Annotated in this window: 16 protein-coding genes; 12 read left to right on the forward strand and 4 right to left on the reverse strand. The window is 44.8% G+C overall.

Going from position 1 to position 14,297, the window contains the following annotated elements:
• Positions 1-209 precede the first annotated feature (209 nt).
• Complete coding sequence (locus tag SIO70_RS23425) at positions 210-530, reverse strand: hypothetical protein (RefSeq protein ID WP_320574833.1); 321 nt, start codon at positions 528-530, stop codon at positions 210-212.
• A gap of 602 nt (positions 531-1,132) precedes the next feature.
• Positions 1,133-2,014 (reverse strand): DUF6089 family protein, encoded by an 882-nt coding sequence (locus tag SIO70_RS23430; protein ID WP_320574835.1) that lies wholly within the window; start codon positions 2,012-2,014, stop codon positions 1,133-1,135.
• 451 nt (positions 2,015-2,465) lie between these two features.
• On the opposite strand from SIO70_RS23430, the gene SIO70_RS23435 reads away from it, so the two are divergent.
• From SIO70_RS23435 to SIO70_RS23450, 4 genes are all read left to right on the forward strand, one after another.
• On the forward strand, positions 2,466-3,395 hold the full coding sequence (locus SIO70_RS23435) for an AraC family transcriptional regulator (RefSeq protein ID WP_320574837.1): 930 nt from the start codon (positions 2,466-2,468) through the stop codon (positions 3,393-3,395).
• Between the two features lie 118 nt (positions 3,396-3,513).
• Complete coding sequence (locus SIO70_RS23440) at positions 3,514-4,590, forward strand: AI-2E family transporter (protein WP_320574839.1); 1,077 nt, start codon at positions 3,514-3,516, stop codon at positions 4,588-4,590.
• A gap of 2 nt (positions 4,591-4,592) precedes the next feature.
• Positions 4,593-5,168 carry a GNAT family protein gene (locus SIO70_RS23445; RefSeq protein ID WP_320574841.1) on the forward strand — a complete coding sequence of 192 codons (576 nt, stop codon included), beginning with the start codon at positions 4,593-4,595 and terminating at the stop codon, positions 5,166-5,168.
• Between the two features lie 450 nt (positions 5,169-5,618).
• Positions 5,619-6,110 carry an N-acetyltransferase family protein gene (locus SIO70_RS23450; protein WP_320574843.1) on the forward strand — a complete coding sequence of 164 codons (492 nt, stop codon included), beginning with the start codon at positions 5,619-5,621 and terminating at the stop codon, positions 6,108-6,110.
• On the opposite strand, the gene SIO70_RS23455 is transcribed toward SIO70_RS23450, so the two are convergent.
• Positions 6,090-6,749 carry a metalloregulator ArsR/SmtB family transcription factor gene (locus SIO70_RS23455; RefSeq protein ID WP_320574845.1) on the reverse strand — a complete coding sequence of 220 codons (660 nt, stop codon included), beginning with the start codon at positions 6,747-6,749 and terminating at the stop codon, positions 6,090-6,092. The genes SIO70_RS23450 and SIO70_RS23455 overlap by 21 nt on opposite strands.
• Positions 6,750-6,872: 123 nt before the next feature.
• Between SIO70_RS23455 and SIO70_RS23460 the strand changes: the two genes are divergently transcribed.
• From SIO70_RS23460 to SIO70_RS23495, 8 genes are all read left to right on the forward strand, one after another.
• The gene (locus tag SIO70_RS23460; protein ID WP_320574847.1) at positions 6,873-7,430 is read left to right on the forward strand and encodes an NADPH-dependent FMN reductase; all 558 of its coding nucleotides are present in this window, start codon (positions 6,873-6,875) and stop codon (positions 7,428-7,430) included.
• Between the two features lie 74 nt (positions 7,431-7,504).
• Positions 7,505-7,789, forward strand: coding sequence for an iron-sulfur cluster assembly accessory protein (locus SIO70_RS23465; protein ID WP_320574849.1), 285 nt, complete (start codon positions 7,505-7,507; stop codon positions 7,787-7,789).
• Positions 7,790-7,834: 45 nt separating this feature from the next.
• The gene (gene sufB / locus SIO70_RS23470) at positions 7,835-9,277 is read left to right on the forward strand and encodes a Fe-S cluster assembly protein SufB (RefSeq protein ID WP_320574851.1); all 1,443 of its coding nucleotides are present in this window, start codon (positions 7,835-7,837) and stop codon (positions 9,275-9,277) included.
• A gap of 56 nt (positions 9,278-9,333) precedes the next feature.
• The gene (gene sufC / locus SIO70_RS23475) at positions 9,334-10,098 is read left to right on the forward strand and encodes a Fe-S cluster assembly ATPase SufC (protein ID WP_320574853.1); all 765 of its coding nucleotides are present in this window, start codon (positions 9,334-9,336) and stop codon (positions 10,096-10,098) included.
• A 38-nt stretch (positions 10,099-10,136) separates the two neighbouring features.
• Entirely contained in the window at positions 10,137-11,462 is a 1,326-nt protein-coding gene (gene sufD / locus SIO70_RS23480; protein WP_320574855.1) for a Fe-S cluster assembly protein SufD, read from the forward strand.
• Positions 11,463-11,561: 99 nt separating this feature from the next.
• Complete coding sequence (locus tag SIO70_RS23485) at positions 11,562-12,791, forward strand: cysteine desulfurase (RefSeq protein ID WP_320582071.1); 1,230 nt, start codon at positions 11,562-11,564, stop codon at positions 12,789-12,791.
• 76 nt (positions 12,792-12,867) lie between these two features.
• On the forward strand, positions 12,868-13,293 hold the full coding sequence (locus tag SIO70_RS23490) for a SufE family protein (protein WP_083724671.1): 426 nt from the start codon (positions 12,868-12,870) through the stop codon (positions 13,291-13,293).
• A complete protein-coding gene (locus SIO70_RS23495) occupies positions 13,281-13,592 on the forward strand; it encodes an iron-sulfur cluster assembly protein (RefSeq protein ID WP_414017937.1) in 312 nt (103 codons plus the stop codon). The genes SIO70_RS23490 and SIO70_RS23495 overlap by 13 nt, the downstream gene beginning before the upstream one ends.
• Positions 13,593-13,632: 40 nt before the next feature.
• On the opposite strand, the gene SIO70_RS23500 is transcribed toward SIO70_RS23495, so the two are convergent.
• Positions 13,633-14,259 carry a hypothetical protein gene (locus SIO70_RS23500; protein WP_320574859.1) on the reverse strand — a complete coding sequence of 209 codons (627 nt, stop codon included), beginning with the start codon at positions 14,257-14,259 and terminating at the stop codon, positions 13,633-13,635.
• Positions 14,260-14,297: the final 38 nt, after the last annotated feature.

The following is a 14,297-nucleotide window of genomic DNA, read 5'->3' on the forward strand; positions in this document are numbered from 1 at the left end:
CTCAAACCACAACCACTTCCCCCTCAAGCCACAACCACCTCTCTCTCAAACCACAACCACTTCCCCTTCAAACCGAAATCACCCTCCCTCAAGCCAAAATCACCTCACTCTCAAACCAAACTCATCTCCCCTTAAAACATTAATCATCCCCCAATAACAAAAAAGGCCGTCCTCCTTTGAGAACAGCCTTTACCTTAATGATATATCGATTATAAGCTAATACTTGCATTAACTACCACTCTTGGCCTTTTCACATATACAACTTCAGCTGGTGGCGGTGGTGCCGGCGTATAAACTACTACTGGCGCAGGCGCTGGTGCACATACTGCTACTGGTGCTGGCACTGGAACCACCCTCACACCCGGACGGCAATCATAATAAGCACCACGATAACTCTTACTGCAATCCTCCCAACGACCAGCATGAACCCGATAACCTCTTCCATACCCGTTTCCACGATGTACATTTTGTGCCATTGCACTTACAACGGTTCCTCCCATCAGCAGCATCATTATTACTATCTGTTTCATACTGTTTGATTTAGTTTTTGGTAAAATAGATTGGAATTAAAATATAGGAATTATAATATATACTTAAACGTTAAAAGTGGCATTTAAAGTGTGCACTGGCGCGGCAACATTATTATACACATGGTGGTTATAACGATGCTGTCTGTGACGAACCACATGATGATGACGATGATGTATCACCCGATGTGGTCTGTGCGGCCTGTGACGCGGTCTTGGAGGATGCGGCCTGTGATGTCTCGCAAAATGCGGATGCGGCGGCCTGGGTGGCTTAGGAGGCTGGGCGTTCGACACTACGAAGCCTCCTAAAATAAATACGATTACAAATAATATCTTTTTCATGATCCTAACAGTTTAGTAAGTAAATTAAAGTTAGCGCGATCGGATCTTCATGAGGAGAATGGTAAAAAATAACAGGGAGGAAAAGCGTACAACCATCATAGTTCTTATCTTATTCGTTACTCTCTCCGCGATTTCTGAATTCGTTCGCTCAATGATCAGTTGCACATCACTTTCTCTTTTTCCTGTATTGCTTATGAAATTTCAAGAAGTATGCCAAAAACTATATTCCCTGAAGATCGTTGACCAGCACCAACTTACACTTACTAAAACTTTGGACAGTTTGAAACTTTCTGCTTCTTCCAGTGATTATATGGACCACTACCTCCACCAAAACGGTACGCCAGTGTAAATCCGGTAAACACATACCAGTCATCATACTTCTGCGAACCTCTTGGAAATCCTTCGGTAGGATACGCCCCTGAACCCCTATAGGCATAGCGAACAGTATTAGGACCATATGCTGCCAGCAACGTATTATAGTCTGCGTAACCCTTGCTCACATCATCCAGGTAGTCTGTAAATGTTTTACGTAATCCTATTTCAAAACCTGCTACCAGGTCGTCACGAATCAGGAATTTTACACCTGCACCAAATGGAATGGAAATACTTCTCAGGTTATACTGCTTACGGTCAGGATACTGTGCAAGCCCCTGCCCTTCTGTGTTCAGACCTCTCAGCTTTACTATGTCGCCACTGCTATCGCGGGTGGTAGGATAAAAACTGAATACACCAACACCGCCAAATACATATGGTGTCCAACCCTTGTCGTCTATATCAAATAAATTCAATTCAACTCTGACATGAAACTCCATGATAGGTGAACGGAAACTCAGGTTCCTGTCTTTCAGGTCTGCTCTCCTGTTAGTGCTATCTGCCCCGGCTATGCGCGCATAAGTAAACCCTGCGCCCAATGTGACGTGCGGACTGAGATCCCGCTTGGCAAACAATCCGATGTGATACCGGGTATATCCCATATCCACCCGTGATTGTGATAAATCACCACTGTAATTACTGATCCCTAATGCACCACCAACCTGCCAGTACTGTCCAAAAACGGCAAAGGGGAGACAAACAAATAAAGTAGCTAGTACCTTTCTGGAAATAACATTCATAAAATGGTTTCTCAATGCAATTAGATTTGGCATCAACTTTCGTGATTGATTAACGACCTTTTTTCATCGCATTTCGATAGGTATTGCTAAGGGGTATCAGGACATTGTTTTATAACGAAGGAGACTGGCATAAAATTGTAAAGCAGGCATTCTCATTCTAAACAACGGCCGCTAAAATAAGACTTTTTTGCAGGCTGAACAACTAACTCAGCAAATATCAAATACTCAAATATTATTTGTAGAGCCAGCGAATAAAGAATTACACATAGATCAAAACACTCACATATTATCTTTAAATGCTCAGTGTCAGCGGATTTAAACGTTTATATTTGTTGAAACGTTTTTTTTATTATCTGCAGCTAATACCTTACTTTCGAATAGTATCAATTTATCATAAAATACTATTTGTTTTTTGGATAAAATGATCGGTTACAACAAACCTCATTTAGCCCTTATCGATCGCTCTTTCTTTAAAAGTTCAGCTATGAAACAAAAACCTTCCGCTCAGGAGCAAATGGAGCTGTTAGCACTAAAAGCACTGTGTTTTGCTGATGATCATGTCTCGGATTCTTTCGAGATGAAACACGTATCTGACTGGCTCGGAATTTCCTACTCCTATTTTTACCACAGTTTTACGCAGGTGATTGGAGAGCCCTACTGGCAATATGTAAAACGTCACCGGCTGGAACTCTCTGCAGGGTTGCTCAGGCATAGCGGATATAATGTCAGCGAGATTTCAGAACGAACCGGTTACGCTACTGTAGCGGCATTTACAAAAGCATTTACCCAGTATTATGACAAGAGTCCACGTGGTTTCAGGAAAATCCCTACCCTTCCGAATGAGCAACGTACGCTACATTTAGTAGATGCGATTGTGAAAGCATTTAATAAGAAAGGTGATAACTTAACTTCGTATTTTAATTTTGAGCGGACGGAGAAGGAGTACCTGCCGGATAGCATGTTATACTATACGATCTTATCCAGGGGCCAGGATCCGATAGCCCAGATGATCATGAAGATGACAAGAGAGGAGATCCGTTTGCGCAGGATACTGCAGGCACAGGAGTTACCACAGGCAAAGGTGATAACGAGTACGCTTGATTCTGTACCGGTCACTTCGTATGAACAAATGAGCATATTTGCAGGGATCTTTTTGCCCAGCAAAGATGTTACTTCCGGCTTTATGGAGGTGGTGATGAAAGAAAACCTGATGGCTAAAAGGATACCGGCCGGCCATTATATTAAACTACCCGTGCCTATAGATTTTGCCATGGCAGGGATACCGATGTATGAGTTTATAGACCGGTATGTGAAAGAAGGTGTATTTAAGATGAGCGGAAACCATTTCTTTATTTCTATGGTAGGGCCGAATCAGTGTGAGATCTTTATTCCTTATATGAAGCAGTTATTATAATGCATAAAACCACAAATAAAAAAGGATTTGCCCTACGGCAAATCCTTTTTTATTTGTGGTTTGGCCAATTTATTGCTCTTTTTTACCTTCCTTTATAAAAAATCTACACAACCATCCCATGAATGAAGTAAAGCTACCCTTTAATGCAAGACTAGCCTTCACCCTCCTCTCCGTCATCCTGCTGATGTACATCGCCAGATTAGGACACGAGCTGCTAGTTCCGCTGGCCTTCGCTTTTCTGATAGCTATCATGCTCCTCCCCGTTGCCAGTATTCTCGAAAAATGTCGCTTTTCAAGAGCCATGGCCGCCCTTACCTGCATCATATTAATCGTCATCATCCTCTTTGGAATAAGCATGATCCTTGCTTCTCAAATGGGCTCATTTGTTGCCGATTTTCCACACTTACAACAACAATTGCTTCATACTATCACCGACCTTCAGGCCTGGATCAATATGAAATTTCATATTGACGCCGCCCGCCAGATGGATTATTTAGAGCAACTGGCCATGGGCACTTTAGGCTCTGCCACTACTTTTGTGAGCACGACCTTATTGTCTTTATCTTCCCTGTTGATCTTTATCATTTTCGTACTATTATATACGTTCTTCCTGCTGCTCTATCGTTCCTTACTGGTCACTTTCCTCATCACCGTGTTCGATGCCAAACACCGCGAGACCTTGCTCAGCGTGATTGTTGAAACACGCCTGATCATCAAAGGATACGTTACAGGCCTGATGATTGAAATGGTGGTAGTCGCCGTCGTAAACTGTACCCTCTTCTGGATATTGGGTATCAAGTATGCGACACTGTTAGGCATCATGGCCGCTATATTTAATATCATTCCTTACCTGGGTATTTATGTGGCCACGATCATTTCCATGTTGCTCACGTTGACGAACAGTTCACTGGGCACTACGATACAGGTAGGTGTTGGTCTGCTTGTCGTACACTTCCTGGATAGCAATGTCCTACTGCCACGCATCGTAGGCAGCAAGGTAAAGATCAACGCACTTGTCACCATCCTCGCAGTCGTATGCGGCAACCTGCTATGGGGCGTTCCAGGCATGTTCCTCGCTATTCCGTTCATTGCAATTTTGAAAATTATTTTTGAGAATATCGATCAAATGAAGCCGTGGGCCATTTTACTGGGTGATGTAACACTTAAAAAAGTGAAAGTGCGCCGGAAAAATTAAGCATGAATAATCTACATAAAGAGGTGGAGGTTCCAGTGTTGGTAGCAGATGATTTACTCCTGCGACCCATCAGTGAAAAGGATATCGCCGCATTGTTCAATTTATTTTCGTCGGAAAAGGTGACCCGTTTTATGGATATAGAACGATTCATCAATGTATCCGAGGCAGCACAGTTAGTCGCCTTTTTCAGGGAAAAACTGTTGAGTGGGGAAGGTATGCGCTGGGGCATTTATCAACCCGACAATGATACACTGATCGGCACCTGTGGATTGCATCATATCAATAAAACACATTATAAAGCAGAGATGGGCTATGACCTCCTCCCCGCCTTCTGGGGCAAGGGCATAATGACCGCCTCGCTGAACCGGTTGCTCCAATATGCTTTTGAGGAACTGGCATTGAACCGCATAGAAGCCGTAGTAGATCCGGATAATAAATTATCTATTCTCCTCCTGAAGCGATTAGGGTTCCAACAGGAAGGACTGCTAAGACAGGCATTTTTCCAGAAAGGGCAATTTGTGGATGCTTATATGTTTAGCCTCCTGTCCGGCGACTACAATTACGAGTTACATTATTAAATTACAAACGGCCCCGAAAGCCCGCTGTTGCAACAAGCAATAGCGGGCTTTCGGCATTTAAGGTCGGCCAGGCTTTCATCCAGACAGGAATAAGCAAACAACCTTAGGTGAAAAAGTAAGGTAACCCCACCATAAACTGCTAATGACCCGTAGGTATCCCGTAGATAACCCGCCTCTATATAGATGCGGGATATTGGCGGGTTATAGGCGGCTTATGGGCGGGTTATAGGCGGGTTATCCCCGGCGAAGACCTATGGACGTGCAATAGCTGGGATAGTCCAACAGGATATAGATGGGATAAGGGTTTCCACAGGGGTATTTCAGCATACCATGAGCATCACGCCAAAGGAATTGACATGGGATGAGGCGTTCCACGGGGGGTATTTCAGCATTTTTGGCGTTACAAACACCCTTATCATTCCTTTCCAAAAACTTTATATTTTTGCTCCCATGCAATTCAGAAACGCCACCACCCTCGACATGCCGGCTATTGTAGCCATTTACAACAGCACCATCGCAGGCCGTATGGTCACCGCCGACACAGAACCTGTATCCGTAGAAAGCCGAATGCCCTGGTTCAATGTTCACAACCCGGAAAAACGCCCTTTATGGGTAGTAGAAGAAAATGGAATCATGATAGGCTGGGTGAGCTTCCAGTCCTTTTATGGCCGGCCGGCCTACGACGGTACCGCCGAAATCAGTATCTATTTAGATGAGAATCAACGAGGTAAAGGTTATGGCAAAAAAATACTGGAATACGCCATGGCACAATGCCCGACCATCGGCATAAAATCGCTGCTGGGATTTATCTTCTCCCACAATGAGCCAAGTATTAAATTATTTGAGAAACTGGGTTTCACTTCCTGGGCACATCTGCCCAACATCGCCGTACTGGATGGCGTAGAAAGAAGCCTGGATATTTTAGGAAAGCGGATTTACTAAAACGACAATCTTATATACACACCTTCGGGCGCCGCTGATAATATGGTCAGCGCGCTCGACCTCCACCCCATCACCCATCAGGTTTTTAAAAGTCCTGAGTTCTGATTTACAGATGTTTGCACAATTCAGGGCGGCATTACAGATCGGACAGTGGTTTTCTATAAAGAAATAACCTCCTTCTCCATCTTCTGCCCACTCCGCCAGGTATCCTTCCCGGGTACGCAGGGCGGCAAATGCTTCCAGCTTATCTGCTACATCAGTAATACCCGACAGGGCATTAAAATATTTTTCATGTTGCTGCTGTTCCCGGGCAGCCACGACTTTCTCGAGGGCATCTTCGCCCAGCTCCACTTTGATCGTCTCTAATAATTGTAAGGTAAATTCTGCATGCGTATCAGGAAAATGGGCATGCCCCACCGGCGTCAGATCCCAGATCTGTACCGGACGTCCAACCCCCTTTGATGTCGTTACCGACATCACCAGTCCTTCTTCTGCCAGTTTCAGCAGTTGCAGCCGGGCGCCTTCTCCTGTAATATTCAAAGCAGCCGCCAACATAGCGGCCGACTGAGGCCCCTTCGTTTTCAGTAACTGCAAAAATCTATCTGCAGTCGCTTTCGTGATGGGTTTATAATTTTCCAAGTATTTACTTGTTTTATTCTCAAATGTCGTAATTTTGTGGGAGACAAAAAAAATTTGTTGCGATAATCAACGAGCTCCACGGCTTAAAAGCCCTGCTGCTTAACTATAAACAAAAGGACATAGATGAACGTCTTGATCTTCAATGGAACGATGGACACCGCTCCTTATACCACGGCTAACAGACTGTCTGCCTATTTTGAAGAACTGTTCCGCCAAAAAGGCTTCTCTACAGAAGTATTTAGTCCCAAAGGCGGTCACATACCGTTCTTTGAATATCCGAAAGGCGATATGCCTGAACCCGTTAAGGCCATGTGCGATGCCTTTTGCAAAGCAGATGTATTCGTATGGCTGACTCCTCTCTACCATGGAAGTATGACCGGGGTCATGAAAAATGCACTGGACTGGTTAGAAATGACGAGCAAACTCAGTAATCCATATTTAACCGGAAAGGTCGTAGCTTTGGTGTCCTGGGGAGATGGCCATCAGGCCATGCAGGGTATCAACGCGATGGATTCCGTAGCGAAAGCATTGAGAGCGTGGGTATTACCTTACTCCGTTCCCATTATGAAAGAACACCTGTATACCGCTGACGGAAAAGATTTTACCGAGCCATACAAGAATAAGTTCGATAGACTGGTCTCCCTGTTAGGAGAAGCACAGGTTTTGAAACACATAAAGTAATAGGTTAATATCATAAAAAAGGAAGCATTATGATAACAGTATCAGATAAAGCTAGCTTATATATTAAGGACTTGATGATCAAGGAAAACCATGCAGCTGACACCTTTGTGCGCGTAGGCGTAAAGGGAGGCGGTTGTTCAGGCCTGGAATATGTACTGAAATTTGAGGAGTCTGAAAAACAGGAAGGCGATCAAATCTTTGAAGATAAAGGTGTTAAGATAGTAGTACAGATGAAAAGCCTCTTGTATCTTTACGGTACAGAATTAGACTATAGTGACGGTCTGAACGGTAAAGGGCTTTTCTTTAACAATCCAAATGCTACCCGTACATGTAGTTGTGGCGAGAGCTTCGCTGTATAATATTAAATAAAAACAGGAGGCCCACAACCTTAATTAATCCGGAAAATGAGAAATAGCAACGAAATAATTGACGACATAGCCAACAAGGAATACGAGTTTGGCTTCACCACCGACATCGAGATGGAAATGGCACCCGTTGGGCTCAACGAGGATACCATTCGCTACATCTCAGCTAAAAAGGAAGAACCAGAATGGCTCCTTCAATGGCGCCTGAAGGCATTCGCTGCCTTCCAGAAAATGCAGTGGCCAGCATGGCAGCACTTTAAAATGCCGGAAATAGACCTCCAGAAGATTTCTTTCTATGCCGCTCCAAAAAGAAAATCATTACAAAGCCTGGATGAAGTTGATCCTGAAATCCTGGCGACCATGGAGAAACTGGGTATCCCCCTGAATGAGCAGAAAGCGCTCTCCGGTGTGGCTGTGGACGTGGTGTTCGATAGCGTATCCGTTGCTACTACTTTCCGCGAAAAATTAGGCGAACTCGGTGTCATCTTCTGCTCCTTTGGTGAAGCAGTACGTGAACATCCAGACCTGGTAAAAGAATACCTGGGTACCGTAGTTCCTCACTCTGACAACATCTTTGCCGCGCTGAATGCAGCAGTATTCTCCGATGGCTCATTTGTATATATTCCAAAAGGCGTACGCTGTCCGATGGAACTGAGCACCTACTTCCGTATCAATGCGGAAAATACCGGTCAGTTCGAACGTACCCTCATCATTTGCGACGATAATGCCTACGTAAGTTATCTCGAAGGCTGTACGGCTCCACGCCGCGATGAAAACCAGCTGCACGCTGCAGTTGTGGAACTCGTTGCGCTGAACCATGCAGAGATCAAATACTCTACTGTTCAAAACTGGTATCCCGGTGATAAAGATGGTAAAGGTGGTATTTACAACTTCGTAACCAAGCGTGGTATCTGTAAAGGAAATAGCAGCAAGATCTCCTGGACACAGGTAGAAACCGGCTCCGCTATCACCTGGAAATATCCAAGTGTGATCCTGCAGGGCGATGATGCTGAAGGCGAATTCTATTCCGTAGCAGTAACCCGCAACAAGCAGATTGCTGATACCGGAACCAAAATATATCACCTGGGTCGCAACACCCGCAGCCGTATCATTTCAAAAGGTATTTCTGCAGGTACCAGTGATAATACCTATCGCGGTCTTGTACAGGTAGGTCCACGCGCTGCCAATGCACGTAACTTTACCCAGTGCGACTCCCTGCTCATAGGCGATCGCTGTGGCGCTCATACCTTCCCTTACATCGAATCAAAGAATAGCACCGCTACGGTAGAACACGAAGCGACTACTTCCAAGATCGGGGAAGACCAGATCTTCTACCTCAACCAACGTGGTATCAATACAGAACAGGCAGTAGCCCTCATCGTGAACGGTTATGCAAAGGAAGTATTGAACCAGCTCCCTATGGAGTTCGCGGTAGAAGCACAAAAACTGCTGTCCATTACACTTGAAGGTAGTGTAGGATAGCAGACAAGGAAAGATATATTATTTACAAAGAAAACAACAGAGAAACAAAACATATCATGCTGACGATTAAAAATCTGCACGCAGAAGTAGACGGTAAGAAAATATTAAAGGGCCTGAACCTGGAAATCAAAGCTGGTGAGATGCATGCCATCATGGGACCTAACGGTGCCGGCAAAAGCTCCCTGGCTTCTGTGCTCGCTGGTCGTGAGAACTATACAGTGACTGAAGGTGAAGTGATCTTCGACGGCAAAAACCTGCTGGACATGTCTCCTGAAGACCGCGCCCGTGAAGGTGTGTTCCTGGCATTCCAGTACCCTGTAGAAATTCCAGGTGTATCTAACCTGAATTTCCTCAAGACTGCGCTGAACGAGATCAGGGCTTACCATAGTCTGCCTGCAATCGAAGCAAAGGAATTCCTGAAACTGACCAAAGAGAAACAGCAGATGATGGACTTTAATGCTAACCTGATGAACCGCTCTCTGAATGAAGGTTTTTCTGGTGGTGAAAAGAAACGTAACGAAGTTTTCCAGATGGCAATGCTGGATCCAAAATTTGCTATCCTCGACGAAACTGACTCTGGTCTGGATATAGATGCGCTGCGTATTGTAGCAAGCGGTGTAAACAAACTGCGGGCTGCTGACAAAGCATTCATGGTGATCACTCACTATCAACGCCTGCTCGATTATATCGTACCTGACTTTGTACACGTACTGGCTGATGGGGTGATCGTAAAAACCGGTAACAAAGACCTGGCGCTGGAACTGGAAGAAAAGGGCTACGACTGGCTGAAAGAAGATGTACATCAGAAAGAATCGGTATAAGTTTTTAACTCAGGCAATCGGTCTATAGATTTCAACACATGACTAGCGATATCAATAAATCATTTTACGACTTTATATCCAACGGGATGCCGGGTCCTGAACAGCAGGTGGACGTGAACAACGCCATCCTGCCTGCGCGTAAAGAGGCTTTTAGCCGCTTTCGCTCCCTGGGCCTTCCAACCCTCAAAACTGAAGAATGGCGCTATACTAACATACAGCGCTATCTGAAAGATGCATTCACCCTGGCAGAAGAAGAGCAATCAACTGTAACTGCCGAGCAACTACGCGGTACGGGCATTCCTAAACTGGACAGCTATACCGCTGTACTGGTGAACGGACGCCTGCAAACAGCGTTGTCTCAGCTGCCTGCTGATGGAAAGATCACTATTTCCAAAATCAGCGATGCCGCCGGGAATGCTCAACTCCAGGCATGGTTCGATAAACACCCCCACCTGCAAAAACAACCTTTTGCAGCCCTCAATGCAGCCTTCTTTGCCGATGGTCTGTTCATTGAAGCAGGTGTAAACGCCAGCCTCGATAAACCACTGCACATCATTCATGTATATACAGCCGCTGTTAATGCTTTCATTCAGCCCCGCCACCTGGTGATACTGCATAAAAGCGCTACCCTCGAAATCATCGAGAGCACAGTAGGTCTGAACGAAGAAGCAATCACATTTGTGAACAGCGTAACGGAAGTAGTACTGGAAGAGAACGCGGAACTCTGGCATTACAATGTACAGAGCACTATTAAAAATAGCCGCCACATCTACCACACCTCTGCCCTGCAGAAAGCTGACAGCCGCTACCATCACTTCAACTTCACCCTGCCTGCGGCTGAGCTCACGCGCAATAACCTGAGCGTGGCACTGGCCGGCAGCAATACAGAGACCAACCTGCATGGCCTCTTCCTCGCTACCGAACAGCAGCATGTAGATAACCATACCTTCGTGGACCACCAGGTACCCAATTGTAACAGTAATGAACTGTACAAAGGCGTACTGCTGGATAATGCAAAAGGTGTTTTCACCGGCAAGATCATGGTTCACCAGGATGCACAGAAAACAAACGCTTTCCAGCAGAATAATAACCTGCTGATGAGCGAAAAGGCAAATATCAACTCACAGCCACAACTGGAAATATATGCTGACGACGTGAAGTGTAGCCACGGTTTTACCGTAGGCCGCTTTAGTGAAGAAGCATTGTTCTACCTCCGCTCCCGTGGTATTGGTGAGGAAGCTGCCAAAACACTCATGGTAAATGCATTTGCATTTGATATTACCGACCAGGTACATATCCCTGCATTACAGGAGTTTCTCTCCGACAAGATCCGCAGGTATGTAACCGGCGCTATCAATAATTAATTCCGTAAGAAATTACGATCTTTGCAGGAGGTCATGTCGTCTTAGTATGACATGACCTCCGTCTTTTCAAAATTGAATAATATGGCACACGTTCCAGATATCGCTGCACCGGCATTAGATATAGATAAGATCAGAAAGGATTTCCCGCTGTTGCAGGAAAAGGTGTATGGTAAACCGCTTGTATATCTTGATAATTCAGCTACGACACAAAAGCCACAGGTAGTGCTGGATACGCTGGAGCGGTATTATAAGCATTACAACAGTAATGTGCATCGTGGGGTGCACCACCTGAGCCAGGTAGCTTCTGAAGAATACGAAAGCGCCCGTCATATCATTGCGGGTTTTATCAATGCACGGGAGCATGAAGAAGTGATCTTTACCAAAGGAACCACTGATAGCATTAACCTGATCGCAAATGTATTTGGCAGAGGCATCATTAAGCCCGGTGATGAAGTGATTGTGTCTGCAATGGAACACCATTCTAATATTGTTCCCTGGCAGATTATGTGTGAAGACAGAGGAGCTGTGTTGAAGGTGATTCCGATGGATGAGAATGGGGAGTTGATCATGAGTGAATACACTAACCTGCTCTCTGATAAAACGAAGATTGTGAGTGTGGCCTATGTATCTAATTCTTTAGGTACCGTGAACCCGGTGCGTGATATCATTGCACAGGCACATGCGCACAATATTCCTGTCATGCTGGATGCTGCACAGGCTATTCAACATATGCCGCTGGATGTACAGGAACTGGATGCTGATTTCATCGCGTTTTCAGGGCATAAAGTGTACGGTCCGACCGGTATTGGTATCTTGTACGGTAAGAGAGAATGGTTGGATAAACTGCCTCCTTATCAGGGCGGTGGCGATATGATCAAGACCGTTACATTTGCAAAGACAACTTACAATGAATTGCCGTTTAAATATGAAGCAGGTACCCCTGATATCAGTGGTGCGATCGCTTTGGGTGCGGCAGTGAAATATGTGCAGGAGATCGGGATAGAAAATATTCATGCGTATGAAGAGCAATTGGTGAACTATGCAGTTGAGCAATTGTCTACTGTAGAAGGACTGCGATTCATTGGAAATCCAAAGAATAGATCTGGCGCCATTTCATTTTTAGTAAATGCGATCCATCCGTATGATCTGGGTGAGTTGCTGGATAAGCAGGGCGTGGCGATCAGAACGGGACACCATTGTGCAGAGCCGGTGATGGATTTCTTTTGCATTCCGGGTACGGTGAGAGCGAGTTTTGCAATGTATACAAATAAGGAAGATATTGACAGACTGGTGGTGGCAATCAATCGCGCTGCCGGCATGTTGAGATAATATCAATAAAGGAATTTCCTACCAAAGGAAAGGTCCTGGTTGCCGGCTGAAGGCCGGAGTTTAATAAACAGGAAGTATGACGATCAACGAAAAACAAGACGAGCTCATTTCCGACTTCTCCTTTATGGATGAATGGATGGATAAGTATGAATACATTATCCAGCTTGGTAAGGATCTGCCACTGATAGACCCGAAATATAAAACAGACGATAACCTCATCAAAGGTTGCCAGTCACAGGTATGGCTGCATACTGACCTGGTAGATGGTAAACTCATCTTCACGGCAGACAGTGATGCCGTGATCACAAAAGGATTGGTGAGTTTATTGGTAGGTGTATTATCCGGCCACACGCCAAAGGAAATTGCCGAATCTGAGATTTATTTTATCGACGAAATTGGCCTGCGCAGCCACTTGTCTCCTACCCGCTCCAATGGCTTGCTGAGCATGCTCAAGCAGATGAAAATATACGGATTAGCTTACCAGGTAAAATCGCAACAATGAACTTAAGAGATCAGATAGAAGATGTACTGAAGACAGTATATGATCCTGAAATTCCGGTGAATATATGGGAACTGGGATTGATTTATGAAATCAGGATTAATGATGATAACAGGGTAGGGATTACAATGACGCTGACAGCACCTGCCTGCCCTGTAGCGGGAGATATTGTACGTGAGGTAGATGAGAAGGTTAAAGCAGTGGAAGGAGTGACAGATTGTGATGTAACGCTTACTTTTGAACCTGCATGGAATAGGGATATGATGAGTGAAGAAGCGAAACTGGAATTAGGTTTTATGTAATATTGAAAATGGCCACTGCACGTAATGCAGTGGCCATTTTTTATTTAGCTTCTTTCAATATATACCGTTGATTTTCTTTTTTCAATGCGTATCTGATGGTCTTTAATTGTTTACCATCAGGAAATTTCCTCACTAAATATCGCTGCTGAACATAAAAGGTATCCCTGCCACTATATCCTGGAATACTATCTTTATCTACATCTCCCGAAAAGATCCTCACCGCTTTGTGCTGTATAAATGTCAATCCATACACACTGCCCTCAGCATCTGTTCCATCTGATTTTGTAAATGCAAACACTTCGGGATTACCATCACCATCCAGGTCACTTACATCCATATTGGTAACTTTCCCCTTCACATCATATATCACCGTACTATCCTGCGCAGGTTTTGTCGTATCCCCTCTCAGGTCCTGTGAAGAGATCATGAGTGATCGTACAGATCCATCTCCATTTACTTTCACCACAAATTTATAATTCCCTTTTATCATCACACCCGAATTCCGCAGCCCTTCTGCAGTCTTAAACTGCTGTGCCTGCATGGCGATATCCTCACTACTGGGGGTTCCCTGTTGTTTTTCATCCGCCATCCTGTCCGGACTTTTCACGGGGTCATTACAGGCTATGGCAGATATTATTACGATTCCGAAAAGTTGTAGCGCTTTCATCCTGATTACGTTTATTATTATGTGCAACAAGGATAGTG

Source organism: Chitinophaga sancti, assembly GCF_034087045.1.
GTDB lineage: Bacteria > Bacteroidota > Bacteroidia > Chitinophagales > Chitinophagaceae > Chitinophaga > Chitinophaga sancti_B.

Coding starts and splice junctions, on each gene's coding strand:
- SIO70_RS23425 (WP_320574833.1), bottom strand. CDS start 530: ATGAAACAGATAGTAATAATGATGCTGCTGATGGGAGGAACCGTTGTA.
- SIO70_RS23430 (WP_320574835.1), bottom strand. CDS start 2,014: ATGCCAAATCTAATTGCATTGAGAAACCATTTTATGAATGTTATTTCC.
- SIO70_RS23435 (WP_320574837.1), top strand. CDS start 2,466: ATGAAACAAAAACCTTCCGCTCAGGAGCAAATGGAGCTGTTAGCACTA.
- SIO70_RS23440 (WP_320574839.1), top strand. CDS start 3,514: ATGAATGAAGTAAAGCTACCCTTTAATGCAAGACTAGCCTTCACCCTC.
- SIO70_RS23445 (WP_320574841.1), top strand. CDS start 4,593: ATGAATAATCTACATAAAGAGGTGGAGGTTCCAGTGTTGGTAGCAGAT.
- SIO70_RS23450 (WP_320574843.1), top strand. CDS start 5,619: ATGCAATTCAGAAACGCCACCACCCTCGACATGCCGGCTATTGTAGCC.
- SIO70_RS23460 (WP_320574847.1), top strand. CDS start 6,873: ATGAACGTCTTGATCTTCAATGGAACGATGGACACCGCTCCTTATACC.
- SIO70_RS23465 (WP_320574849.1), top strand. CDS start 7,505: ATGATCAAGGAAAACCATGCAGCTGACACCTTTGTGCGCGTAGGCGTA.
- sufB (WP_320574851.1), top strand. CDS start 7,835: ATGAGAAATAGCAACGAAATAATTGACGACATAGCCAACAAGGAATAC.
- sufC (WP_320574853.1), top strand. CDS start 9,334: ATGCTGACGATTAAAAATCTGCACGCAGAAGTAGACGGTAAGAAAATA.
- sufD (WP_320574855.1), top strand. CDS start 10,137: ATGACTAGCGATATCAATAAATCATTTTACGACTTTATATCCAACGGG.
- SIO70_RS23490 (WP_083724671.1), top strand. CDS start 12,868: ATGACGATCAACGAAAAACAAGACGAGCTCATTTCCGACTTCTCCTTT.
- SIO70_RS23500 (WP_320574859.1), bottom strand. CDS start 14,259: ATGAAAGCGCTACAACTTTTCGGAATCGTAATAATATCTGCCATAGCC.